At 56.4% G+C, this 24302-nt stretch carries 25 protein-coding genes; 16 read left to right on the top strand and 9 right to left on the bottom strand.

Going from position 1 to position 24302, the window contains the following annotated elements; all coding sequences use genetic code 11:
* Positions 1-26: 26 nt before the first annotated feature.
* Complete coding sequence (locus G556_RS0107630) at positions 27-1784, top strand: proline--tRNA ligase (RefSeq protein ID WP_028822346.1); 1758 nt, start codon at positions 27-29, stop codon at positions 1782-1784.
* A gap of 52 nt (positions 1785-1836) precedes the next feature.
* Here G556_RS0107630 and G556_RS11780 read toward each other — a convergent pair whose 3' ends face one another.
* The 3 genes from G556_RS11780 to trmB are packed head-to-tail and all read right to left on the bottom strand — an operon-like array spanning position 1837 to position 3341.
* Positions 1837-2238, bottom strand: a complete 402-nt coding sequence (locus tag G556_RS11780) for a sulfite exporter TauE/SafE family protein (protein WP_267878601.1) — start codon at positions 2236-2238, stop codon at positions 1837-1839.
* 26 nt (positions 2239-2264) lie between these two features.
* Positions 2265-2600, bottom strand: a complete 336-nt coding sequence (locus tag G556_RS11785; RefSeq protein WP_267878602.1) for a TSUP family transporter — start codon at positions 2598-2600, stop codon at positions 2265-2267.
* Positions 2601-2639: 39 nt separating this feature from the next.
* Positions 2640-3341, bottom strand: a complete 702-nt coding sequence (gene trmB / locus G556_RS0107640) for a tRNA (guanosine(46)-N7)-methyltransferase TrmB (RefSeq protein WP_081675555.1) — start codon at positions 3339-3341, stop codon at positions 2640-2642.
* A gap of 100 nt (positions 3342-3441) precedes the next feature.
* Here trmB and rapZ point away from each other — a divergent pair, with 100 nt between their 5' ends.
* From rapZ to G556_RS0107680, 8 genes are all read left to right on the top strand, one after another.
* Positions 3442-4326 carry an RNase adapter RapZ gene (rapZ, locus tag G556_RS0107645; RefSeq protein WP_081675556.1) on the top strand — a complete coding sequence of 295 codons (885 nt, stop codon included), beginning with the start codon at positions 3442-3444 and terminating at the stop codon, positions 4324-4326.
* A gap of 1 nt (position 4327) precedes the next feature.
* Entirely contained in the window at positions 4328-5293 is a 966-nt protein-coding gene (locus G556_RS0107650; RefSeq protein ID WP_028822349.1) for a gluconeogenesis factor YvcK family protein, read from the top strand.
* A gap of 11 nt (positions 5294-5304) precedes the next feature.
* The gene (gene whiA, locus G556_RS0107655) at positions 5305-6285 is read left to right on the top strand and encodes a DNA-binding protein WhiA (protein ID WP_016455756.1); all 981 of its coding nucleotides are present in this window, start codon (positions 5305-5307) and stop codon (positions 6283-6285) included.
* Between the two features lie 158 nt (positions 6286-6443).
* Entirely contained in the window at positions 6444-7448 is a 1005-nt protein-coding gene (gene gap, locus G556_RS0107660) for a type I glyceraldehyde-3-phosphate dehydrogenase (RefSeq protein WP_028822350.1), read from the top strand.
* Positions 7449-7543: 95 nt separating this feature from the next.
* Positions 7544-8752 carry a phosphoglycerate kinase gene (locus G556_RS0107665; protein WP_028822351.1) on the top strand — a complete coding sequence of 403 codons (1209 nt, stop codon included), beginning with the start codon at positions 7544-7546 and terminating at the stop codon, positions 8750-8752.
* Position 8753: 1 nt separating this feature from the next.
* A complete protein-coding gene (gene tpiA / locus G556_RS0107670; protein ID WP_016455759.1) occupies positions 8754-9524 on the top strand; it encodes a triose-phosphate isomerase in 771 nt (256 codons plus the stop codon).
* A 152-nt stretch (positions 9525-9676) separates the two neighbouring features.
* A complete protein-coding gene (gene secG, locus G556_RS0107675) occupies positions 9677-9922 on the top strand; it encodes a preprotein translocase subunit SecG (protein ID WP_016455760.1) in 246 nt (81 codons plus the stop codon).
* A 30-nt stretch (positions 9923-9952) separates the two neighbouring features.
* A complete protein-coding gene (locus G556_RS0107680) occupies positions 9953-10309 on the top strand; it encodes an RNA polymerase-binding protein RbpA (protein ID WP_016455761.1) in 357 nt (118 codons plus the stop codon).
* Positions 10310-10313: 4 nt separating this feature from the next.
* On the opposite strand, the gene pgl is transcribed toward G556_RS0107680, so the two are convergent.
* The 6 genes from pgl to G556_RS0107710 all read right to left on the bottom strand — a co-directional run bounded on the left by pgl (position 10314) and on the right by G556_RS0107710 (position 17677).
* Entirely contained in the window at positions 10314-11042 is a 729-nt protein-coding gene (pgl, locus tag G556_RS0107685; RefSeq protein WP_028822352.1) for a 6-phosphogluconolactonase, read from the bottom strand.
* The gene (locus G556_RS10665; protein WP_036916238.1) at positions 11039-11965 is read right to left on the bottom strand and encodes a glucose-6-phosphate dehydrogenase assembly protein OpcA; all 927 of its coding nucleotides are present in this window, start codon (positions 11963-11965) and stop codon (positions 11039-11041) included. The genes pgl and G556_RS10665 overlap by 4 nt, the downstream gene beginning before the upstream one ends.
* 16 nt (positions 11966-11981) lie before the next feature.
* On the bottom strand, positions 11982-13508 hold the full coding sequence (gene zwf, locus G556_RS0107695; RefSeq protein ID WP_028822353.1) for a glucose-6-phosphate dehydrogenase: 1527 nt from the start codon (positions 13506-13508) through the stop codon (positions 11982-11984).
* 104 nt (positions 13509-13612) lie between these two features.
* The gene (gene tal, locus G556_RS0107700) at positions 13613-14716 is read right to left on the bottom strand and encodes a transaldolase (protein WP_028822354.1); all 1104 of its coding nucleotides are present in this window, start codon (positions 14714-14716) and stop codon (positions 13613-13615) included.
* A gap of 117 nt (positions 14717-14833) precedes the next feature.
* Positions 14834-15013 carry a hypothetical protein gene (locus G556_RS0107705; RefSeq protein WP_155941784.1) on the bottom strand — a complete coding sequence of 60 codons (180 nt, stop codon included), beginning with the start codon at positions 15011-15013 and terminating at the stop codon, positions 14834-14836.
* Between the two features lie 114 nt (positions 15014-15127).
* Positions 15128-17677: a sodium-translocating pyrophosphatase gene (locus G556_RS0107710; RefSeq protein WP_028822356.1), complete on the bottom strand. Its 2550-nt coding sequence runs from the start codon at positions 17675-17677 to the stop codon at positions 15128-15130.
* Between the two features lie 232 nt (positions 17678-17909).
* Between G556_RS0107710 and G556_RS10670 the strand changes: the two genes are divergently transcribed.
* The 7 genes from G556_RS10670 to G556_RS0107745 are packed head-to-tail and all read left to right on the top strand — an operon-like array spanning position 17910 to position 24145.
* The gene (locus G556_RS10670) at positions 17910-18641 is read left to right on the top strand and encodes a helix-turn-helix transcriptional regulator (protein ID WP_162139769.1); all 732 of its coding nucleotides are present in this window, start codon (positions 17910-17912) and stop codon (positions 18639-18641) included.
* Positions 18638-20074, top strand: a complete 1437-nt coding sequence (sufB, locus tag G556_RS0107720; RefSeq protein WP_016455769.1) for a Fe-S cluster assembly protein SufB — start codon at positions 18638-18640, stop codon at positions 20072-20074. Before G556_RS10670 ends, sufB begins: the two co-directional genes overlap by 4 nt.
* Before the next feature lie 34 nt (positions 20075-20108).
* On the top strand, positions 20109-21275 hold the full coding sequence (locus G556_RS0107725; RefSeq protein WP_051176795.1) for a SufB/SufD family protein: 1167 nt from the start codon (positions 20109-20111) through the stop codon (positions 21273-21275).
* A gap of 22 nt (positions 21276-21297) precedes the next feature.
* Complete coding sequence (sufC, locus tag G556_RS0107730) at positions 21298-22056, top strand: Fe-S cluster assembly ATPase SufC (protein WP_016455771.1); 759 nt, start codon at positions 21298-21300, stop codon at positions 22054-22056.
* Between the two features lie 3 nt (positions 22057-22059).
* Positions 22060-23304, top strand: coding sequence for an aminotransferase class V-fold PLP-dependent enzyme (locus tag G556_RS0107735; RefSeq protein WP_028822358.1), 1245 nt, complete (start codon positions 22060-22062; stop codon positions 23302-23304).
* Entirely contained in the window at positions 23301-23756 is a 456-nt protein-coding gene (gene sufU, locus G556_RS0107740) for a Fe-S cluster assembly sulfur transfer protein SufU (RefSeq protein ID WP_028822359.1), read from the top strand. The genes G556_RS0107735 and sufU overlap by 4 nt, the downstream gene beginning before the upstream one ends.
* On the top strand, positions 23753-24145 hold the full coding sequence (locus tag G556_RS0107745; RefSeq protein ID WP_016455774.1) for a metal-sulfur cluster assembly factor: 393 nt from the start codon (positions 23753-23755) through the stop codon (positions 24143-24145). Before sufU ends, G556_RS0107745 begins: the two co-directional genes overlap by 4 nt.
* Positions 24146-24302: the final 157 nt, after the last annotated feature.

The raw sequence follows: 24302 nt of genomic DNA on the forward strand, positions 1-24302 counted from the left end.
TTAGGAGTGCATCAGTGATAACGCGCATGAGTGAGCTGTTCGTCCGGACCCTTCGCGACGATCCAGCCGATGCTGAATTGCCCAGCCACAAACTATTGGTTAGGGCCGGTTACATCCGCAGGACTGCCCCTGGCATTTACACCTGGCTACCTCTCGGTCTGAAGGTGTTGCGCAAGATTGAAGAAATCGTTCGTGCTGAGATGGATCGCATCGGGGCTCAGGAGGTACTCTTCCCGGCGCTGTTGCCGAGCGAACCGTACGTGGCGACTAACCGATGGACCGAGTACGGCGATAATCTCTTCAGGCTCAAGGACCGCAGGGGCACTGACATGCTGCTGGGCCCAACCCACGAAGAGATGTTCACTTTGCTGGTCAAGGACATGTATCGCTCCTACAAGGACCTGCCGTTAGCGCTTTACCAGATCCAGACTAAGTACCGCGACGAGGCCAGGCCCCGCGCTGGCGTTTTGCGTGGCCGTGAGTTCGTCATGAAGGACTCCTACTCATTCGACGTCGACGACGCAGGTTTGGATGCCAGCTACGCGAAGCACCGCGAGGCATACATTCGAATTTTCGATCAGCTAGGTTTCGACTACGCGATCGTCAAGGCTGATGCTGGCCCGATGGGCGGCTCCAAGAGTGAAGAATTTCTGGCGGTTTCTCCTAACGGTGAGGACACCTTCGTTCGTTCGCCGGGTGGCTTTGCTGCGAATGTAGAAGCAGTTCGCTTCCCGGTCGCCGAACCGGTCGATTGCTCGAGTGTTCCTGCTGCACAGGTAGTAGACACCCCGAACGTTCCAACCATCGACTCGTTGGTGGAGCTGAGCAACAGCTTGCAGCCCCGCTCCGATCGCGAGTGGTCAGCGAGCGACATGCTCAAGTCCATTGTTTTCATGCTCAGCTACCCGGATGGCGAACGCGTTCCGTTGGTCGTGGGCCTGCCAGGCGATCGAGAAGTGGACGAGAAGCGTTTGGAAGCAGCAGTTTCGCCCGCAGAGGTCGAGCCGTTTACTGCTGAAGACTTCGAAAAGTATCCCCAGCTCGTAAAGGGCTACATAGGCCCACTCAGGGACGGAAAAAAGTTCTTGGGTGAAGAGGCGCCGGCTAAGGTGCGCTACCTTGTAGATCCCCGCGTTGCTGAGGGTAGCGAGTGGGTTAGCGGTGCCAACGAAAACGAGCGCCACGCCTACCACCTAGTCTTTGGTCGCGACTTCACCGCAGACGGTCGTATCGACGTCGCCGAGGTGCGGGAGGGCGATCCCTCTCCTGATGGTTCCGGGCCACTGACCTTGGCCCGCGGCATCGAGATGGGGCACATCTTCCAGCTTGGCCGCAAGTACGCAGATGCCCTTGGTCTGCAGGTGCTAGACCAGAATGGCAAGCTGGTGACTGTCACGATGGGCAGCTACGGCATCGGTGTTTCCCGCGCGGTCGCGGCGATCGTCGAGGACACCTACGACGAAAAGGGCCTGAGCTGGCCTCGTTCGATTGCGCCATACGATGTCATGGTTTTGGCCACTGGTAAGGGCGATGAGGTTGCTAAAAAGGCAAAGGAGATCGCTGAACAGCTAGCCGAGGAGGGCTTCGAGGTGTTGCTGGACGACCGCAAGGCTTCTCCGGGCGTGAAATTCAAGGACTCCGAGCTGATCGGTGTTCCGACCAGCGTCGTCATCGGCAAACTGTTGGCTGAGGGCAAGGCTGAGATCCGTGATCGTGCCAGTGGCGAGGTTCAGATTGTTCCTGTCGATGAGGCAATCGAAGCGGTCAAGAAACTGGCTGAGTAATTGCTGAAGTAAGATTTTCAAGCTCCCCGGGCGCTTCGCTCGGGGAGCTTTTTTAATTCACCGTGATTAACAAGTAGGCAGACGAAATGATCGTGAGGGCGATGATGATTCTGTTAAACAGCTTCTGGTCGATGTGTCTAACGATTTTCTTTCCGATCAAACCCGCGATGATGACTACCGGCGCGAGCAAGACGTCGAGTTTGAGGGTCTGCTCGTTGATTAGCCCGATGCCTGCCGAAAGCGGCAGTTTAATCACGTTGACTATAAAGAAGAACCATGCCTGAGTGCCAAGGAACCGTTTGACGTCGAATCCTGAAGCGATGAAGTACAAAGCCATCACCGGTCCACCTGAGTTCGCAGCCATCGTCGTGAAACCACCCAAGGTTCCGTATAGTCCGCTTGCCGCCGGTCTCGCGAAAGCTTGATCCAACGTCTGTTGGCTGGTGCGCTGCATGACGAGAAGGGTAAGCGAGGTAAGAACTAACAGATTATGCCTATTGCTACCCGCATGATCTTGTTGTCGGACCAGGTTAGGAAAGCCGCGCCGGCCACGACACCAATCAAGACCCAGGGAACTAGTTTCGGTAGCCGTCGCCAGTCGACGGTTTTGACGCATATCCAGACCGCCATCAGGTCGTCGAGGAGCAATGGAAGTAGTAGGACAGCCGTCGATTCTCTGGCGGGCAGGACAGCGGCAAAAAGTGCCACGGAAACTGTGGCGAGTCCTGGCTGCGCGGTCTTTGCGAGGCCAGTAAAAGCGGCTGCAAGAATCAGGACCACCCAGGAGACAGTGCTTATATCAGCGAGCGACTCCATCACGGGCACCTTCTCGTGCCAAAAAGTTAAAGCAAATCACTAATTTGTTTTAACATACATCAGGTCGCGGATTGGCCTGCCTGCCTCAATTCCTCGCCGCTCGAATTTCGTCACCGGACGGTCTTCGCGATCCGCCCATCCGCCATCGATGGTTCCAGCATTGCGCAGATTTGGGTTCCCATCGAGCACCTCTTTCATTACATGTGCGTATTCTGGCCAGTCGGTCGCCAGCCACCAGCGTCCGCCGGGGGAGAGCTTGGCCGCAACTACCTCTGCGAATTCGGGATTTACTAGCCTTCTCTTGTGGTGGCGCTTCTTATGCCAGGGGTCTGGAAAGTAGGTCCAAAGCTCGCTCAGCTGACCGTCAGCAATCAACTGGCACAATCCCTGCACGCCGTCGGCTTCGATAAAACGAATGTTGGTTAACCCAGCTTTTTCGACCTTGGCGCACATGGCTCCTAGCGCACGTTGGTAAACCTCAAACGCTAGAAAATTTTTCTCAGGTCGCGCGCTAGCCATTGGAATCAGCGAGTCGCCCATACCGCAGCCTATCTCGACCACTAAATCCGCGCTGCGCCCAAATTCCTTGTCTAGATTGATGTTCGCTTCGGTTGAAATCGTGGTTTCGCGTTCACCGCTAGGTACGGCTATCCCAAAATTCGTCCTGCCTCGTTCAAGCGCTTGCCATTGTGACGGCGTCATTCGGGGGCTGCGGCGTACATAAGAAACTATCGATCGCATTCGCCAGATTTTAGGTGGCTGAGTCGGCGCTGGCACAACTGAGGCCTAAAACATTGCACGCCTGTAACGCAATTATCAGATGTCGGCCATACTTAATTAAATGAACGACGTAATGCCACTGGCTGATCCCGCAGTCCCGAAGATAGTCATTATCACCGGAATGTCCGGAGCCGGGCGGCGTACTGCTGCTCACGGCATGGAAGACCTGGGTTGGTTGGTGGTAGACAATCTGCCCCCTACCATGTTGCCAAGCCTGATCGAGACGGTTCGATCCAGCGGAGAGAATCAGCTCGCGGTCGGCCTGGATGTTAGAAGCAGGGAGATGTTCGATCAACTGCCGAGCGTTCTCGAGGAGCTCGGCGAACGTGGCATCAAACCGGAGATCTGCTTCCTAGAGGCCAGCGACGAAACAATCGTCAAGAGGCAGGAATCTTCAAGGCGTCCGTTGCCGCTTCAAGACGGTGGCTCGATAATGGAGGCTCTCGTTAGGGAGCGTCGAATGCTCAGCGATCTACGCGCAGATGCAGACGTCGTAATCAACACATCTATGCTCAACGTCCATCAACTGAAGTCTCGCATCGCCCACATCTACGGCACGCAGCTTTCAAACCGGCTACGAATCCAGGTGATGAGTTTCGGATTTAAGAACGGTGTGCCGCTGGATGCTGACATGATTTTCGACGTTCGGTTCCTGCCGAATCCCTTCTGGGTGCCTCATCTGCGTCCCAAGACTGGGCTCTCGGAGGAGGTTTCTAGCTACGTTTTGGCGCGTCCTGGAGCAACCGATTTTCTCGATCAGTTGGAAACGATTGTGGAGACCGTCGAACCTGGATACGTTAACGAGGGTAAGCGGCTAGTCACTATCGGCATCGGTTGCACAGGTGGTAAGCACAGGTCCACTGCCATGAGTGAAGCCTTCGCCAAGCGAATGCGCGAAAAGGGGATACCTGCTAGCGTCCTGCACCGCGACCTTGGCTTGGAGTGAGATGAAAAAGAATGGTTTTGGGACGAGCCAGCCTGCGGTCGTAGCGCTTGGTGGTGGTCACGGCCTCGCTGCTTCTTTGACAGCGTTGCGTCAAATAACTGACGATCTGACCGCGATAGTAACTGTCGCCGACGATGGCGGCTCTTCCGGCAGGTTGCGTAAAGAGATAGGTGGTTTACCCCCCGGCGACCTGCGCATGGCGTTGGCCGCCTTGTGCCGTAACGACGCAAAAGGTCATGCGTGGCGTCAGCTTCTTCAGCGAAGGTTCGAGACGGAGGGTCCGTTGAACGGTCACGCCGTGGGCAACCTGATGATCGAGGCTGCCTGGCAGGACGCAGGATACGTTTATGGCCTAGAAATGTTAGGCCAGATGATAGGCATCAAGGGCAGGGTTCTGCCCATGAGCACCGTGCCGCTAGACATCGAGGCCCAAGTGCTAGACATCAATCCGATCTCTCCGGACGAGACAATGACGATCCGTGGCCAACACGATGTGGCCACCACAAAGGGCAAGGTGAATTCGGTCCGCTTGGTGCCGGAAAATCCTCCCGCTTGCGCTCAATCTCTTGATGCGGTCAGGGAAGCGGACTTCATCATTTTGGGGCCCGGATCCTGGTTCACTTCCGTGCTGCCGCATCTGCTTGTTCCAGAACTGGCGGAAGCAATCTCTTTGGCTAAAGCTAAAAGAATATTGACCTTGAACATCACCTCAGACGATGAGACCGCGGGTTTCTCGGCAGCGCGTCATATCGAGGTGATTGCTGAACACGCTCCAATGCTTCGGCTAGATTATGTTTTGGCAGATGAGTCGTTTGCGGCAGACGAAACTCACTTGTTGTCTTTCGTTACCAGCTTGGGGGCAGAGCTGATTGTGGCTGATCTGCGGATGCGCGACGGCTCAGCGAGGCATGCTCCGCTGAGGCTGGCAAGCGCATACAGCGAACTAATTGCTTCTGAGGAATTTTAGCGGGGGTATTAATGGCGTTAACTCAACAGGTGAAGTCTGAACTTGCAAACGTGATTGTTGAAAAACCACGCACTAGGCGCGCGGAGCTTGCTGCCATGCTCAGGTTCGCCGGGGGACTGCATCTGGTTGGAGGCAAGATCGTGGTCGAGGCGGAGTTCGACATCGGGGCATCCGCACGACGGGTGCGTACCACCCTTAAAGACCTTTATGGCTACGACTCCGAATTGATAGTCATAAATCAGTCGGGCATTCGACGCGGTGCTCGCTATGTCGTCCGGCTAATCAAAGGTGGTAACGATCTGGCCCGCCAGGTTGGTCTGATCGACGGGCGAGGGATGCCTGTACGCGGAATGCCCGCCCAGATCGTCGGAGCCGGCTATGACGAGCAGGTTGCTGCTTGGCGCGGCGCTTTTCTTGCCAGGGGCACGCTTATCGAGCCTGGCAGGTCTACGTCCCTTGAGGTGGCTTGCCCGTCTTCGGAGGCCGCTCTGGCAATGGTCGGCATGGCTAGGAGGCTGGGCGCCACCGCAAAGGCTAGGGAGTCTCGAGGAGTGGACAAGGTCGTCATCAAAGACGGCGATACTATTTCTCAACTTTTGACCACTATGGGCGCCCACGACGCCGTTCTTGTCTGGGAAGACCGGCGGATGCGCAGAGAAGTGCGCGCATCTGCAACAAGGTTGGCCAATTTTGACGACGCAAACCTTCGCCGGTCGGCGCGCGCCGCCGTCGTGGCTGGAGCCAGAGTGAAGAGGGCCTTCGAGATTCTAGGCGATGACATTCCAGAACACTTACTCAAGGCAGGAAAGCTCCGAATGGAGCACAAGCAGGCGAGCCTGGAAGAGCTCGGAAATCTGCACGAGCCGCCCATCACTAAAGACGCAATTGCGGGTCGAATCAGGAGACTTTTGGCGATGGCCGATAAAGCGGCCCAAGATCAGGGAATACCTGACACCGAATCTGCGTTGCAGCAGGCAGAGAACAAAAATTAAATTTTTCTACCAAACCAAGATGGTGCACGAAATAGCACAAGTGTCTGGTGGGTAATGAAAGTTTTGCCTGCTAAGAACATTTATTGCCGGGGTCGGATGACCTGTAGGTTTGGTTCCGATAAGATTTAAACTGTTCCTCAACATCTAAGGAGAACTGAATGACCGTCAAGGTTGGTATTAATGGCTTCGGCCGCATTGGCCGTAACTACTATCGTGCACTTAAGAACTGCGGTGCCGATATCCAGGTTGTTGCTGTAAACGACCTGACCGACAACAAGACCCTCGCAACCCTGCTGAAGTACGACTCGATCCTGGGTCGCTTCCCGGGCGATGTGACCTTCGACGAAGAGTCCATCACTGCTGACGGCGAGACCTTCAAGGTATTCGAAGAAAAGGATCCCGCTAAGCTTCCTTGGGGCGATCTGGGTGTTGACATCGTTATCGAGTCCACCGGTCGCTTCACCGACGCTAACGCTGCTAAGGCTCACATCGAGGCTGGCGCCAAGAAGGTTCTGATCTCCGCTCCGGCAAAGAACGAAGACATCACCGTTGTTATGGGCGTCAACTCCGATCAGTACGACCCCGCCAAGCACAACATCATTTCTAACGCTTCCTGCACCACGAACTGCCTGGCCCCGGTTGCCAAGGTTCTGCAGGAGAACTTCGGCATCGAGCGCGGTCTGATGACCACCATCCACGCTTACACTGCTGACCAGCGTCTGCAGGATGCTCCTCACAAGGACCTGCGTCGCGCCCGCGCCGCTGCCCTGAACATCATCCCGACCAAGACCGGTGCTGCTCAGGCTGTTGCTCTGGTTCTGCCTGAGCTCAAGGGCAAGTTCGACGGCTTCGCTCTTCGCGTTCCGACCCCGACCGGTTCGGTTACCGACCTGTCCTTCATCGCCAGCAAGGAGGTTTCTGTCGAGGAGATCAACGCTGCTGTTAAGAAAGCTGCCGAGAACGAGCTCAAGGGTGTCCTCATGTACACCGAGGATCCGATCGTTTCCACCGACATCGTCGGTGATCCGCACACCTCGATCTTCGACGCTTCCTACACCAAGGTCATCGGTAACCTGGTTAAGATCCTGTCTTGGTACGACAACGAGTCCGGCTACTCGCACAGCCTCGTTCGTCTGACCGAGCTGGTTGGCTCGAAGCTGTAAGAATCACTTCTAATCAATTAGTTGTGTAAAAAGGGCAAGGACGCGTCTCTTGGCGCGTCCTTTGTCTTTCTACAGAGGTTTTAGAAAGGAAAAACATGAAGTCTATTGCAGATCTCGGTGATCTGAGCGGCAAGCGTGTCGTCATTCGCTGCGACTTTAACGTTCCGTTAGATGGCCAGACCATCACCGACGACGGTCGTATCAAGGCTGCGCTGCCCACTTTGAAGAAGCTCCACGAGGCTGGTGCTCGCACCACCGTCATGGCTCACCTGGGCCGTCCGAAGGGTGAGGTTAACCCCAAGTTCTCGCTGTCCCCGGTTGCTAAGCGTCTCGGCGAACTGCTCGGTGTTGACGTCAAGTTCGCTTCAGACGTTGTTGGCGAGTCCGCCAATGAGCTGAACAGGTCACTGGAAGACGGTGAGGTTCTTCTGGTCGAGAACGTTCGTTACGAACCCGCAGAGCAGAGCAAGGATGACGCTGAGCGCGCCGAGCTCGCCAAAAAGTACGCTGCATTCGGCGACATCTTCGTTTCCGATGGTTTCGGTGTAGTTCACCGCAAGCAGGCATCTGTTTATGACGTTGCCAAGCTGCTGCCGGCTGCTGCTGGCGAACTGGTCGGCAAGGAGGTTGAGGTCCTCAGCAAGGTTACTGAGAACCCCGAGCGTCCGTTCGTCGTTGTTCTTGGTGGTGCAAAGGTAGCCGACAAGCTGGCTGTCATCAGTAACCTGCTGAAGATCGCCGACACCATCATCGTTGGTGGCGGAATGGCCTACACCTTCCTCAAGGCCAAGGGCTACGAGGTCGGTAAGTCGATTCTCGACGAGACCAAGATCACCGAGGTCACCGGCTACCTGCAGGCAGCCGAGAACGAGGGCAAGAAGATCCTGCTTCCGGTCGACGTTCGCGTTGCCGATGGCATGGACTTCGACGCCAAGAAGGCTCTGGGCGACGTCACCGTTGTTCCTAGCGATCAGATTCCCGCAGACAAGGAAGGCCTGGATATCGGCCCCGAGACTGCCAAGCTCTTCTCCGAGGCAATCGCCGAGGCTAAGACCGTGTTCTGGAATGGCCCGATGGGCGTTGCAGAGATCGATGCTTTCGCTGAGGGCACTCGCGCCGTAGCTAAGGCAGTTGCCGGCTCCGACGCATTCAGCGTTATCGGTGGTGGCGATTCCGCCGCTATCGTTCGCGAGCTTGGTTACAGCGACGATCAGTTCGGCTGGATCAGCACCGGCGGCGGCGCGTCGCTGGAATACCTCGAGGGCAAGAAGCTCCCGGGTCTTAGCGTTTTGGAGGAAAACTAACATGGCACGTAAGCCGATTATGGCTGGCAACTGGAAGATGAACCTGACCCACGTTGATGGTCTCGGTCTGGTCCAGAAGCTGGCTTGGACTCTCGAGGACAAGAAGTGGGACGCCGACAAGGTTGAGGCAGTCGTTATCCCGCCGTTTACTTCGATCCACACCGTTCAGACCCTGGTTAATGGCGACCGCCTGAAGCTGGGCTACGGTGCTCAGGACGTTTCGGCCCACGACGACGGTGCTTACACCGGTGAGGTATCCGCTGACATGCTGGCTAAGCTAGGCTGCGGCTACGTCGTAGTCGGCCACTCCGAGCGTCGCGAGTACCATAACGAGACTGATGAAATCGTAAACGCGAAGGCTAAGAAGGCCATCGAAAAGGGCATCACCCCGATCATCTGTGTTGGTGAGGGTCTGGATGTCCGTGAGGCCGGTAACCACGTTGCCTTCGTCACCGAGCAGGTTGAGGGCTCGCTGGCTGGCATCCCGGCTGATGACGTCGCCAAGCTTGTCATCGCCTACGAGCCCGTTTGGGCCATTGGCACCGGCAAGACCGCTTCTGCTGAGGATGCTCAGGAGGTCTGCGCTGCGGTTCGTGCCAAGGTCGCCGAGCTGTACGACGAGGCCACTGCCGATTCCGTCCGCATTCAGTACGGTGGTTCCGTAAAGCCGGAGAACGTCTCCGACATCATGGCTCAGCCTGACGTCGACGGCGCTCTTGTTGGTGGCGCTTCGCTCGATCCCGAGAAGTTCGCCGACATCGTTCTTTTCTAGAACTAAAAAATATAATTTGTGGCGGCCCGCCTTGTTGGTGGTGCCGCCACATTTTTTATCCCCGTGGCAACGTGAAATCCGGACTTTTTAGGGTTTCATTTGCTGGTGGGTTATCATTATTTAGTGAATTACCCGGCTAGTGAGAGGACACGATGAACGGGGCTATTTTGACGGTTTCGATCATCTTGGTCGTACTCAGCGTTATTCTCACAGCGTTCATTCTTTTGCACAAAGGAAAGGGTGGCGGCCTATCCGACCTGTTCGGTGGTGGCATGACCACGGCGATGAGTGGCACCTCCGTTGCCGAGCGCAACCTAAACCGCATCACCGTTATCGTCGGTGTTGTTTGGTTGGCTTGCATCTTCACTCTGCTTTTCCTTTACAAAGCATCTGCCTAACTAACTAAACACTTCAAGGGGTACTAAAAGGTGTCTAGCGGAATAGCTATCCGAGGCAGCCGAATTGGTGGCAGTGCGTCTAGCGAATCTGAACGTGGCGACGCTGCTCCGAGGATGCGCATTTCTTACTACTGCGCGAACGGCCATGAGACCAAACCAGCATTCGCGGTGGGGGCGGACATCCCCGAGGAATGGGAATGCACCAAGTGTGGTCTGCCTGCCGGCAAGGATAAGCAGAACACTCCTGCTCGTCCGCACACGCAGGTCTACAAGAGCCACCTCGACTACGTTAAGGAACGCCGTAGCGCTGACGAGGCCAAGCAAATTTTAGGCGACGCTCTCAGTATGCTCCGCGCTCGTCGTGCAGCGGGCGAAGTAATCTACTAATTCCCTAGAGCTTGCATTCGTGGTAGGGCAGCCTGCTTGCCGCCCTTTGATCTATGAACCAGTGGGTCGCGTCTTGACCCGAAACCATCGAGGCAGGAACGTGTTTTCCCGTGATGCCTTCTTCGACGGCCTCGGCTTTTGAGTAGCCGCTCGCAAGCATCCATACCTCGCGCGACTCGTTGATCGTCTTGAGCGTGCAGGTGATTCTTTCCTTGGGGTCGTTCGGCGCTTCGAGAACCCCGATCACTCTCGCGTTGTCTTCGCTTAACGCAGGATCGTCGGGGTAGAGGTCCGCTACATGTCCGTCTGGCGCCAGGTTGAGTAGACAGATGTCGAATTTCTGCTGGCCGAGCTCTTCCGCGTATGCGAGCGCTCCCTGCTGAGGATCGGCTGTAGAAGTCGGTGCGGGCATGGCGTGCGTCTGCGAGGGAACTATCGGCAGCGCGCCGGCTAAAAGCGATAAAGCCTGGGTCGAGTTTCTTCTGTGATCGCTGCTGGGCACATACCGCTCGCACGTCCACCAGAGCTCTAGCCTGCGTGCATCGAGATTAGTAGTCTTTGCTAGCTTTCCGAACGCCTTGTAAACCTGGTTGGCGCTATCGCCCCCGGAGAGCCCCAGATGAACCTTCTCCTTGGTGGCGAGTAGCTCGATGATCCTTTTGACTAGGTTGGCGGCGACGCTGCTGGTCAGTGTCTGCTCGTCGCTGTAACGGTGAACGCGGGGGTGAGTCACGATTTCCTTTCGGAAAGATACTTCATGATCTTGTCGAACATCGGGTCGCCGTTTAGCTCGACTAGCTCTTCGCCCATGAGGTCTTCAACGTCTCGCCTTGAAAGAGCAACAGGGCGATCCGGCTGGCCTGGTAGCTTGATGATGCCTTGGGTGCCGATCTTCCGCTCTAGAACCATGTCTCCGGCGTCCGTGTGTAGCGTGACGGAGCCCATTCCTTCACCAGGTGAATCGATTCTCTCTACCTCGATATCGAGCATGAGGCTCAACCAGCCGGCAAGTAGCGCAGCAGGGGCTGAGTCGGCGGGTGCCACGATTTTGGCTCCGTTTGGTTTGCTCTTTGCCTGATCGACCATTGCGACGAGCAGCGCACGCCACTTGGTTAGACGAGTCCAAGACAGGTCGGTGGTCGAAGGTTCGAAAATGTCGATCAGTTTTTCTAACGCTGCAATCGAGCTTGCCTCGCCATTCGGGCTTGCCGAAGTATCCACGATTCGTCTTGTGGAAACCTGCGCCACCTGAGAATCGTCGAAGGAATCCGGGAATTTATTCGGCCACCAGATGACAACTGGAAGTTGGGGCAGTAGCAAGGGAACGATCAGTGACCTTGAATGATAAGCGGCCTCCCCAGCCAGCCAGAGAGTAATCATCTCTCCTGGCAGGCCGTCACCGATGCGAATTTCTGCATCGACGCCGGTCGATCCTTCGGGAACCTCGCTGGAATGGTCGCGGATGACCAGCAACACGCGCGATGGGTGAAGCTTGCCGGCCGCGAGCGCGTTAGCGCTAGCAGTGGGCGCATTCTCGGGGTTACTGACAACCACGAGAGTCAAAACCTGGCCGCCGGCTGCTCCGCCTTCTAGGCGTGCGTGCGTCAGCCAATCATTGATTTTTCGGGCGTCTACATTGTTTAGTCGAGTAAACATTCTTCTCCTTAGACGCTTACGGCCTTCGCCACTCGAAGCCGTCTCGAGCGAGCATATCGTAGCTGCACTGCGGGCCCCAGGTGCCCGCCTCGTACTGCTCCGGGCGCCCGTTATCTGACCAGAAGTCCAAGACCGGATCCAGAATCTTCCAAGACAGCTCAACCTCATTCTGCTGCGGGAACAGTGGCGGGTCGCCGAGTAAAACGTCCAGGATCAACCTCTCGTAAGCCTCCGGGCTGCTTTCTGTGAAGGAACCCAGATATGAGAAGTCCATCCGGACGTTTCTAATGTCCATCGTGGAGCCCGGCACCTTCGCGCCGAAGTTCATGTCGATGCCCTCGTTGGGCTGAATCCTCATTACCAAGGCATTTTCGCCTAGATCTTTGATGTTCTCTTTGTCGAAGCCCAGGTGTGGGATCCGTTTGAAGTTGAGGGCAATCTCGGTTGTGCGTCGAGGCATTCGCTTCGCAGTGCGCAGATAGAAGGGCACTCCAGCCCAGCGTCTGTTGTCGATGTCTACTCGAATCGCCGCAAAGGTCTCGGTGATGGAGTTCGGGTCGATACCGTCTTCCTCGAGGAATCCTGAAACGGGCCGTCCACCCTGCCAGCCGGCAGCGTATTGTCCGTTAGCCGTGTGGGCCGCGAGGTCCTTCGGCACACTAGAAGCTTCTAGTACCTTCTCTTTCTCAAGCCGCAGATCCCTGGCGTTAAATGTATTGGGTTCTTCCATGGCGGTGAGCGCGAGAAGCTGGAATAGGTGGTTCTGGATGACGTCTCTTGCTGCGCCAACCCCGTCGTAGTAGCCGGCTCGACCACCGATTCCGATGTCCTCGGCCATGGTGATCTGAACGTGGCTGATGTAGCGGGAATCCCAGATCGGCTCGTACATGGCGTTCGCGAACCTGAACGCCATTAGGTTCTGGACTGTCTCTTTACCTAAGTAGTGGTCGATGCGGAAGACAGATTCTGCAGGAAACGCCGCGGAAACCACTTCGTTGAGTTCCTTAGCGCTGGCCAAATCGCGCCCGAAGGGCTTCTCGATGATTGCCCGCTTCCACCCCTTCGACTGGTCAACCATGTCGTGCTGATTGAGCTGCGTGATGACGAGCTCGAAGAATTTCGGCGGAATGGACAGGTAGAAAGCGTGGTTGCCTCCAGTGCCGTGAGAAGCGTCGTAATCGTTGAGCGTCTGTTTCAAGTTGGCGAATGCCTGCTCGTCGTCGAAAGCCCCGGAAACGAATTCCAAACACGCCTCAAGCTGCTGCCAGACCTCTTCGCGGAACTTAGTACGAGAACCTTCGATCACGCAATCGCGAACGTACTTGGCGAAATCTTCTTTAGACCAATCCCTACGGGCAAAGCCCACCAGGCCAAAGCCGGGCGGTAGGGCGCCGTGCTCGGCTAGATCGTAAATCGCGGGTAGCAATTTTTTTCGTGCCAGATCGCCCGTTACGCCGAACATAACGAGTACGCACGATCCTGCTACACGCGGCAGCCGCAGGTCACTGTCGTCGCGAAGCGGGTTCAACCAGTTTTCGTTCACTCTTCAACCCTACGCGAATACTGACAAACCGATTTACAACGCCTAAAAAATGAAAACTGTTGGGCCGAATGAAATCGACCCAACAGTTAACCGATTGGAGATGCTTAAGCCTTTGCCAGAGCTTCCTTCACGCCATCAACGAGCTCGTACCAGCTGACGTTGAACTTCTCCACGCCCTCCTTCTCGAGAACGTCGAATACGTCGTTCAGGTCAATGCCGATCTTCTCGACGGCAGCCATCGTCTTTTCCGCCTCATCAAATGCCGGAGTGATGGTGTTGCCAGCAACCTTGCCGTGATCTGCGAACGCGTCCATGGTGGCGCCTGGCATGGTGTTCACGCAGGGTTCTGCAATCAGCTCGGCAACGTACATGGTGTCGTCATACTCTGGGTTCTTGACGCCGGTGGATGCCCACAGCGGACGCTGCAGGTTTGCGCCCTTGGCCTTGAGAGCCTTGAAGCGGTCGGAGGAGAAGACTTCCTTGTAAGCCTTGTAGGCGAGCTGTGCGTTAGCGATTGCAGCCTTGCCGCGCAGCGCGAGAGCATCTTCGGAACCGATTGCCTCCAGGCGCTTGTCGATCTCGGTGTCTACGCGAGAAACGAAGAACGAAGCAACGGAGTGAATCTTGGACAGGTCTTTGCCGGCTTCGAGTGCGTCTTCGAGGCCGGACAGGTATGCGTCCATTACCTCGCGGTAACGCTCGAGACTAAAGATCAAGGTCACGTTCACGCTGATGCTGTTAGCAATGGTCTTACGGATCGCCGGCAGGCCAGCCTTCGTAGCCGGAATCTTGATGAGGATGTTTTCCTCGTCAACCATGTCGTGCAGAACCTTCGCCTGCTCGATGGTCGGCTCGGTCTCGTTCGCCAGCAGCGGGGATACCTCGATGGATACGCGACCGTCGTAGCCGTCAGTCTTGGAGTACAGGTCTGCAAAAATCTTGCAGGCGTCCTTAACGTCCATGCTCATCAGCTGACGAATGGTCTCGTCCAGGTCGGTGCCGGCCTCCTTGAGTTCGCGGAGCTTATCGCCGTAAACCGACATGTCCTTGAACGCCGCAGCGAAAATGGACGGGTTAGTGGTTACTCCGGTGACCGATTTCTCGTCAATGAGTTTTTTCAGGTCGCCGCTCTCGATGCGCTGACGAGACAGGTCGTCAAGCCAGATGGAAACGCCCGCATCGTGCAGTGCCTTAAGGTTGTCGCTCATTTCTCTCCTCATTGATGATGGTGGCATAGCTAAAAACAATGAACTTCGTCGTTTTTCTGGCGCGACCTAAGCCTCGCCTTACACGGCTAGCTTACTTGGCGGGCTGAAGGTAATGAACTAACTGTAAAAATTTGCATAAATATGTTGTACGCTCTCCGCCAGCTGCACGAAATGTTCTGCGTTCTTGCTTCTGGGCTTTGCCACCGGACCCACATCCACCGGAGTTTCCTCGACGTCCAACGCTAGAACGAGAGGCAGCATTGCCTCGTCCAGATCAACGTTGAAACTTTTAGCCATGGAGAACATTCTATTTTAAAGTCACCGACAAAAATGGTCGCTAGGAGAATCTTGCAGGTCAAAAGCTAGGGCCGGACGGTTCCATGCCGCCCGGCCCCATAGTTGCTAAATCGCTCAGATCTCTCGCTTAGCCTCGCGGCCTGGAACTGGAGGGACGACTAACCCGTCTGCGGCTTGCTCGGTGACCACCACCTGGCCAGCAACATCTGCGGCGACCGAGCTTAGCTCCACACCCGTGCGCATCTGGTAGAAGGAGCGGTAGACGAAGACCATGGCGACGATCAGGAAGACCGCAGCCAGCACGTAGACGAGGATCGGGCTGGATGCCTTCACCGAAACTGCCAGCTCGACCGCTAGCAGGCCGAACAGAGTTGAGAATTTGATGATCGGGTTCAGCGACACCGAGCTGGTGTCCTTGAACGGGTCTCCAACCGTGTCGCCGACGACCACCGCCTCGTGCAGCGGCGTGCCCTTGGCGTTCAGGTCAACTTCGACGATCTTCTTGGCGTTGTCCCAGGCGCCGCCGCCGTTGGCCATGTAGATGGCCTGGAACAGGCCAAAGATGGCGATCGAAATCAGGTAACCGATGAAGAACCATTCATCGACGAATGAGAAAGCCAGCGTCGCGAAGAAGACGCCCAGGAAGATGTTCAACATGCCCTTTTGGGCGTACCTAGTGCAGATCTCGACTACCTTCTTCGAGTCCTCCTCGCTGGCTCGCGTGACACCGTCCAACTTGATGTTGTTCTTGATGAACTCCACGGCCCTGTGCGCGCCTGTAGTCACCGCCTGCATGGACGCGCCGGAGAACCAGTAGATCACGCAACCGCCGGTGATCAGGCCCAGCAGCAGCGCCGGGTTGATGAGCGATAGGTAGCTGCCCAGCGGCCCGAACGGATCCTGTTGCGTCAACGTCATGATGATCGAGAAGATCATCGTGGTTGCGCCCACAACCGCTGTGCCGATGAGCACGGGCTTCGCGGTCGCCTTGAAAGTGTTGCCTGCGCCGTCATTTTCCTCCAGATAGCGTTTGGCGTTTTCCCACTGCACCTCGAAACCGAAATCGCGCTTGATCTCTTCGTCGACTCCGTCAATTTCCTCAATCGTCGACAGCTCGTAGACACTCTGGGCATTGTCGGTTACTGGCCCGTAGGAGTCGACCGCGATAGTAACCGGACCCATGCCCAAGAATCCGAACGCGACTAGGCCGAACGCGAAGATCGAGGGGGCGATCATGAAATTTTCCATGCCGAGCGTGCTGACGATGAACGCCACCGCCATCAAAAAGACGATCGCAAGCCCGATCCAGAAAGCCGAGAAATTACCCGCGACGATGCCCGAGAGGATGTTCAGGCTTGAACCGCCCTGGTGGCTGGAGGTGACCACCTCCTTGACGTGCTTCGACTTCGTGGACGTGAAGATCTTGACCAGTTCGGGGATTAGCGCGCCCGCGAGCGTGCCGCAGCTGATGATCACCGAGAGTTTCCACCACATCCCGTTGCTCAGGTCGCTGACCATCGCGTAGGAGATCAGGAACGTAAAGACTATGCAGACGGAGCTGGTTAGCCACACCAGATTGCTCAACGGCCGCTCGAAGTCCATCTCAGGGCTATTCGCGTGCCGAGACCTGGTGAACACGTGGTTTACCGCGTAAGAGATCAGCGAGCCGATCAGCATGATTGTCCGGATCGTGAAGATCCACACCAGTAGCTGCACCTGCATTGAAGGGTCGTGAACGGCCAGCAGCACGAAAGTAATCAGCGCCACGCCTGTCACGCCGTACGTCTCGAAGCCGTCTGCGGACGGGCCGACAGAGTCTCCTGCGTTGTCTCCGGTACAGTCTGCGATCACACCCGGGTTGCGGGCGTCGTCCTCCTTGATGCCGAAGACGATTTTCATCAGGTCTGAACCGATGTCGGCGATTTTGGTGAAGATGCCTCCTGCGATACGTAGCGCGGAGGCGCCCAGGGACTCGCCGATCGCGAAGCCGATGAAACAGACGCCGGCGATGTCGCCAGGCAGGAACAGCATGATGAAAAGCATCATGAAAAGCTCGACGCTGATCAGCACCATCCCGACGCTCATGCCTGCAGAAAGCGGGATCTCGTGGGTGGGGTAGGGCTTGCCGCGCAGCGCCGCGAAGCTGGTGCGCGAGTTGGCGAACGTGTTGACCCTGATACCGAACCAGGCGACGAAAGCCGAACCGAGCATTCCGATCAAGCTAAACAGCAGAATCGTCAGCACCCGCCATGTCTGGAAGCCGACCAAGAACTGATAGTAAATGAAGACGACCGCCGCGATGAAGACCCATAGCAGGCACAGAAACTTCATCTGTTGTACCAGGTAGGCCCGACAGGTCTGATAGATCAGTTCGGAAATCTCCAGCATTGACTTGTGCACGGGCAGCCGCTTAAGTCGCGAATAGTTATAGACGCCAAAGACCAACCCGCCGACACAGACCAGAAGACCGATCGTCAGTAGCGTGTGGCCGTTTATCGAATTCGAGAAGAACGAGACCGAGTCCAATCGCGGGAGTTTGAGATTAGCCTCACCTCCTCCGGAGATCTGGGAGCTGGGCTCGTCGGAAGAGCAGCCGGCAAGGAGTGGAAGCAGCAAAAGAACGAGGCCGAAGAAACCTATCCGGCCTTGTGAACGTGATATCACTTTGTCTCCTTTGACACGTATGTTCACCAATACGCTATCGCTTGGGGTTTGCGTGACTTCAAGGTGGGCCGGTTAGCGGAGCAGTCTGGACATTCATACCGGTAAAATACTTTTTGTCTACCCATTCGTGTTCCAACAGGCGTCATGAGCCTCAAGTTGCTGCTTAGGATTACCTGCCTTGTTTTAATCATTTCAAATAGACAACATTGTTATTGTGAAATACGTGGAAAGCATGCAGGAAAACGCTGATGCCGCTCTCACAGGTGCGTCCGACGACAGTTCCACCAGGCAGCGAGTTCTGGCCAGTTTGATGGAAGACGGGCCGCTCACCGCGGTGCAGCTCGCCGACGAATTAGATATGACGACGGCCGGCGTGCGTCGACATCTCACCTCCCTATATGAGGAAGGGCTAGTTGAACTGCGCGACCCGAAAAAGGCGAAGAGGGGACGAGGACGTCCCGCTCATTACTACGTCTTGAGTTCAGCGGGCAGAGCAATGTTCGGTCAGGCCTACGACGAGTTGGCTGTTTCCGCCATTGAAGAGATCGAATCCGCAGCGGGAAGCGAAGGAGTGCGTCGACTCACGGAGAAGAGAATGGCTCCGGTTGAGGACGACTACATGAGTCTCCGCACTGAAGACCCGGACAAGACAATTCCGCAGGCCCTTGCGGAGGCGCTCAACAATGCCGGCTACTTCGCATCTGAAGAGACCTTCGAGGGCGAGGCCGACATCTACCAAAACCATTGCCCAGTGGCCAAGGTTGCGGCAATATACCCGCAGTTTTGCTCAGACGAAACCGAAATCTTGAGTCGGCTTGCCGGCCCGGGGCACGATATTGAGAGGGTCTCGACAATTGCCGCAGGTAGTCCACGATGCAGAATGCACATCGTCGGCGGGAATAGAACCGAATTCTTAACGTTGCCAAATAATGCTGATTTAAATATTGCGGAAGGTAATAGATGACGCAGACAGTTGAAGAGAAGCTTCGCGAACAGGCGCAAACCATTGATGATATTTCTGGCGCCTACCAGTTCGGGTGGCACGACTCGGACGCCGCTGGTGCTGCGGCGAAGCGGGGTCTTAGCGAAGAGGTCGTCCGAGGCATCTCTAAGGTGAAGAACGAGCCGCAGTGGATGCTGGAGCGCAGGCTTAAGGGCTTGGAACTTTTCGAGAAGAAGCCGATGCCGACTTGGGGCCCAGACCTAAGCGATATCGACTTCGATCAGATTAAATATTTCGTGCGCTCCACGGACCGTCAGGCCCAAGAGTGGGAAGATCTGCCTGACGACATTCGCGAGACCTACGACCGGCTCGGAATTCCCGAGGCCGAGAAGGCGCGTTTGGTTGCGGGCGTCGCGGCGCAGTACGAGTCTGAGGTCGTCTACAACAAGATCAACGACGAACTGGTCAAACAGGGAGTTATCTTCCTCGACACCGACACCGCGTTGAAGGAACACGAAGACCTGTTCAAAGAATACTTTGGAACCGTAGTTCCCGTTGGTGATAACAAGTTCGGTTCGCTCAACACCGCAGTTTGGTCCGGCGGCTCCTTCATCTACGTCCCCAAGGGCGTCCACGTGAAGATCCCGCTGCAAGCATATTTCCGCATGAACACGGAAAATCTGGGTCAGTTCGAGCGCACGCTGATCATTGCTGACGAGGGTAGCTACGTTCACTACGTCGAGGGTTGCACTGCTCCGATTTATAAGAGCGACTCGCTGCACGCCGCGATCGTCGAAATCATCGTTAAGAAGGACGCGCGAGTTCGCTACACCACGGTCCAGAACTGGTCTAACAACGTTCTAAACCTGGTTACGCAGCGCGCGACCGTTGAGGCTGGCGGCCAGATGGAGTGGGTCGATGGAAACATCGGCTCGAAGTTGAACATGAAGTACCCGGGCTGCTGGCTGCTGGGCGACCACGCAAAGGGTGAGGCTCTCTCCGTTGCGTTCGCTGGCGAGGGACAGCACCAGGACACCGGCGCGAAGATGGTTCACTGCGCCCCGAATACTTCCTCGAGCATCGTCTCCAAGTCGATCTCTCGCTCGGGCGGCCGCTCGAGCTACCGCGGTCTGGTCCGTGTCGAGCCGGGTGCTCTGCGCTCCGCCTCGAGCGTTCAGTGCGATGCGCTGCTGGTCGACGACATTTCTCGCACCGATACGTACCCATACGTGGACGTGCAGGAGGAAGACGCTTCGATGGCCCACGAAGCCACGGTCTCCAAGATCAGCGAAGACCAACTCTTCTACCTGATGCAACGTGGTCTGGACGAGGCAGAGGCGCGCGCCTTGATCGTGCGCGGATTCGTCGAGCCGATCGCCCGCGAGTTGCCCATGGAATATGCCCTGGAGCTCAACCGCTTGATCGCATTGCAGATGGAAGGCTCCGTAGGCTAAATCAAGTCCTCGGATTTAAGATTTTTAAGGAGATATGTTGACTAACACAGCTGCGCGTTTTGACGCGCTGCAACAGCCTAAGGTGAAGTCACATCTGCACCCGACCCCGTCGTGGCAGCCTAGCGACCACCCGGTGCCGAGCGGACGTGAAGAGGTCTGGCGGTTCACTCCGCTGGAGAAAGTCGAACCGCTTTTCGACGATAAAGCTGAGTGCTTTACCGACTGGAAGTTTGAACTGCCAGAGGGCGTGACTAGTAAGTCCATTACCCAGGAAGAGGCGCAGGAGCGCAGCTTTGATGCGCCGGTGGACATTGTTGCGTCCGTTGCGGGTCACACGCCGAAGGCAACTCTCATCGAGATCGCTCCGGAGACTGTTGTCTCGGAGCCCCTGATTCTTGACCTGAGCGGCGAGCGCGGTCGCATCAACACCCAGCTTTTCCTGGAGATCGGCCACCACGCTCAGGCCACCATCGTCCTTCGCCACACCGGCAAGGCGCAGTTGGCTGCGAAGATTGAGACCATCGTAGGCGATAGTGCGAAGGTTAACTTCGTCAGCCTGCAGGACTGGGACGAAGGCAGCCTGCACGGCGGGCAGGTCTCGACGCTCGTCGGTCGTGACGCTGAGGTGAAGCTGATCCAGGCTTCGATCGGTGGTTCGCTAATCAGGCAGGTCGAGCGCGCAATGTTCTCCGGCCCAGGCGGCAGGATCGAGCAGTTCGGGCTCTACTTCGTTGACGCAAACCGCAATGTTGAGCACCGCATCTTCATCGACCACAACGCGCCCAATACCTACTCGCACGCGGACTACCGCGGCGCACTACAGGGCAAGGGCGCTCGCTCGGTCTGGATCGGCGACGTTCTGATCAGGTCTGCCGCTAAGAACATCGAGACCTACGAGACAAACCAGAACCTGGTGCTCACCGAGGGCTGCCAGGCTGACTCGGTGCCTAACCTCGAGATCGAGACCGGCGAGATTCTCGGTGCGGGTCACTCGAGCTCCACTGGCCGCTTCGACGAGGATCACCTCTTCTACCTGCGCAGCCGTGGTATTCCTGAAGACCAAGCTCGGCGTCTGATTGTGGAGGGATTCTTCCTAGACCTGATCCACCACATCGATATCCCCGAAATCGAGGATCGACTGGTAGAGGCGCTCAATCACGAGCTGCTCGCAGTCGAGGGCATTTCCGACAAACTCAACTAACTAATTAACGAAAGCACTGATAATGGCAAAACTTTCAATTAAGGACCTGGTTGCAGAGGTCGAAACCGAGAACGGCCCCAAGGAGATCCTTCACGGGGTAAACCTGGAGATCAAGGAAAACGAGATCCACGCCATCATGGGCCCCAACGGCTCTGGCAAATCCACCTTGGCTTATTCGATTGCTGGCCACCCGAAGTATCACATCACTGGTGGCTCCGTGACTCTGGACGGTGTTGACCTGACCGAGCTCAGCGTCGACGAGCGCGCCCGTGCCGGCCTTTTCCTGGCTATGCAGTACCCGGTCGAGGTGCCCGGCGTCTCCATGACTAACTTCCTTCGCACCGCTAAGACCGCACTCGACGGTCATGCTCCGAAGGTTCGCACTTGGCCGAAGGAAATCAAGTCTGCGCTTGAGAATGCCCAGCTGGATCCGGATTTCGCAAACCGTTCCATCAACCAAGGTTTCTCGGGCGGCGAGAAGAAGCGCGCTGAGATCGTTCAGCTGGAGCTGCTCGATCCTAAGGTCGCCATTCTCGACGAGATTGATTCTGGCCTCGATATTGACGGCATTCGTTCGGTCGCAGAGGGCGTTAAGCGCTTTGCGGATAGGGGAGAGCGCGGCGTCCTGTTGGTCACCCACTACACCCGAATCTTGAACTACGTTGAGCCGACTCACGTGCACGTTTTTGTCAACGGTCACGTCGTTGAAGAGGGCGGCAAGGAGCTTGCCGACATGCTTGAGAACGAGGGCTACGACAAATACCTGAAGGGCCAGGCTTAGAGCATGGCTTTTGACGTCAATGCGATTCGCGCTGACTTTCCGATCCTCAATCGCGAGGTAAACGGCTACCCGCTGGCCTACCTGGATTCTGCCAACACTTCGCAGAAGCCCCGGCAGGTCATCGAGGCCGTTGAGGCTCAGCTCGGTGCGCATAACGCTAACGTCGCTAGGGCCATGCACACGCTTGGGTCCGAGGCGACCTTGGCGTTCGAGGGGGCCCGTAAAAAGGTTGCCGAGTTCATCGGTGCCGACAGGCCAGAAGAGATCGTCTTTACCAAGAACGCGTCCGAGGCATTGAACCTTGCTGCCAGCTCTTTGACTAAGGATCTTGGTTCCGGCGACGAGGTTGTCATCTCCATTATGGAGCATCACTCCAACCTGGTCAGCTGGCAGCTCGCCTGCCGTCTTGTGGGCGCTAAGCTTCGTTGGTTCGATATCACAGACGACGGTCTGCTCGATCTTGAAAAGGCCGAGGCTGAGAACTTGATCAACGAGCGCACAAAGATGGTCTCGCTGACTTGGGTGTCCAACGTTTTGGGCACGGTTAACCCGGTTGAAGAGATCGCCAAGAAGGCCCACGAGGTTGGCGCGGTGATGGTCGTCGACGGTTCCCAGGCGGTTCCTCAGCGACCGACAGACGTCAAGAAAATGGGCATTGACCTTTTGGCTTTCACCGGCCACAAGATGCTTGCACCCACCGGCATCGGCGTCCTTTGGGGCCGTTATGAACTGCTGGAAAAGATGCCACCGTTCTTGGGCGGTGGAGAGATGATCCAGAAGGTGCGGATGGAGGGCTCCACATACATGCCCCCGCCGCATCGTTTCGAGGCAGGAACACCGCCCATCGCCGAGGCTGTAGGTCTTGGCGCCGCCATTGATTATCTAAGCGGTGTCGGAATGGAAGATGTTGCCGCTCACGAACACGAGATCACGTCTTTGATGCTCACCAAGCTGGCTGAGGTTGACGGCGTTAACGTGATGGGGCCCACAGATCCGAGCATCGATAGGGGAGCGGCCGTAGCGTTCACGGTGGACGGGGTTCACCCGCACGACGTCATGCAACTTCTTGATTCCAGGGGCGTGGCGGTCCGCGGCGGTCACCACTGCGCTGAGCCTCTGCACCACCGTCTTGGTGTCCAGAGTTCATCCCGAGCTTCGGCTTATCTGTACACGAAACCCGAGGAGATCGACGCATTCATCGATGCTCTCGTTTACACCAGGGATTTCTTCACCAGGAGGAAACGATGAACGTTGAGCAGATGTATCAGGAGATCATCCTCGATCACTACCAGGAGAAACATAACAGCGGACTTCGTGAACCGTTCGGTGCCGAGGTGGAGCAGGTAAACCCCACTTGTGGCGACGAGATAACTTTGCGAGTAAACCTGGAAGGCGACAAGATTGCGGACGTTAGTTACGACTCCGAGGGTTGCTCTATCTCGCAGGCGTCCACTTCCGTTATGACCGATCTGGTGATCGGTAAGCCAATCGAAGAGGCTATGAGCCTTTACGAATACTTCCGCGAGATGATGGAAAGCCAAGGGGAGATGACCCCCGATGAAGACAAGCTCGAGGACGGCATTGCCTTTATTGGCGTCGCACAGTTCCCAGGGCGAGTCAAGTGCGCGATGCTCGGTTGGAGTGCTTTGCGCGATGCGATTGCAAGGGCGTTGAGCGCCCAGGAAAAGGAGAACAAGTGAGCGAAGACACTCGTCCATCCGACCTAGTTAAAGACGATCTGCCCGATGCCCCCGGTAAGACTTGGGCTGAGGCCACCCAGGCTGAGAAGGAAACCGTTCTCTACGAGGCGCTCAAGGACGTCGTTGATCCCGAGTTGATGGTCAACATCGTAGATCTCGGATTAGTCTATGGAGTCGATATCGACGACGATCTGAACGTAACCGTTGATATGACCCTGACTAGCCCGGCTTGCCCACTGACCGATTATCTTGAGGCCGGCTGCCAGCAGGCCCTGAGCGGTCTTGCTAAGTCCGTAACGGTCAATTGGGTATGGATGCCGCCGTGGACGCTAGAGATGGTTACCGAAGATGGCCGCGAACAGCTGCGCGCCATCGGCTTCATGATCTAGCAGAACTTAAAAAATTCCCGCTTAAAAGGCGGGAATTTTGTTTTCGCCGTGAATCTTCATTCGCTGGTCAAGCTCTAATATCCGGTGAGCATGAGTATTGTTTTGGCTAAAATTTCTGGCTTATTCCCCTGGTCTTGGCTGTCGTTATTTTGGTGAG

Origin of the sequence: Propionimicrobium lymphophilum DSM 4903 (assembly GCF_000423485.1) — a bacterium.
GTDB classification, from domain to species: Bacteria; Actinomycetota; Actinomycetes; order Propionibacteriales; family Propionibacteriaceae; genus Propionimicrobium; species Propionimicrobium lymphophilum.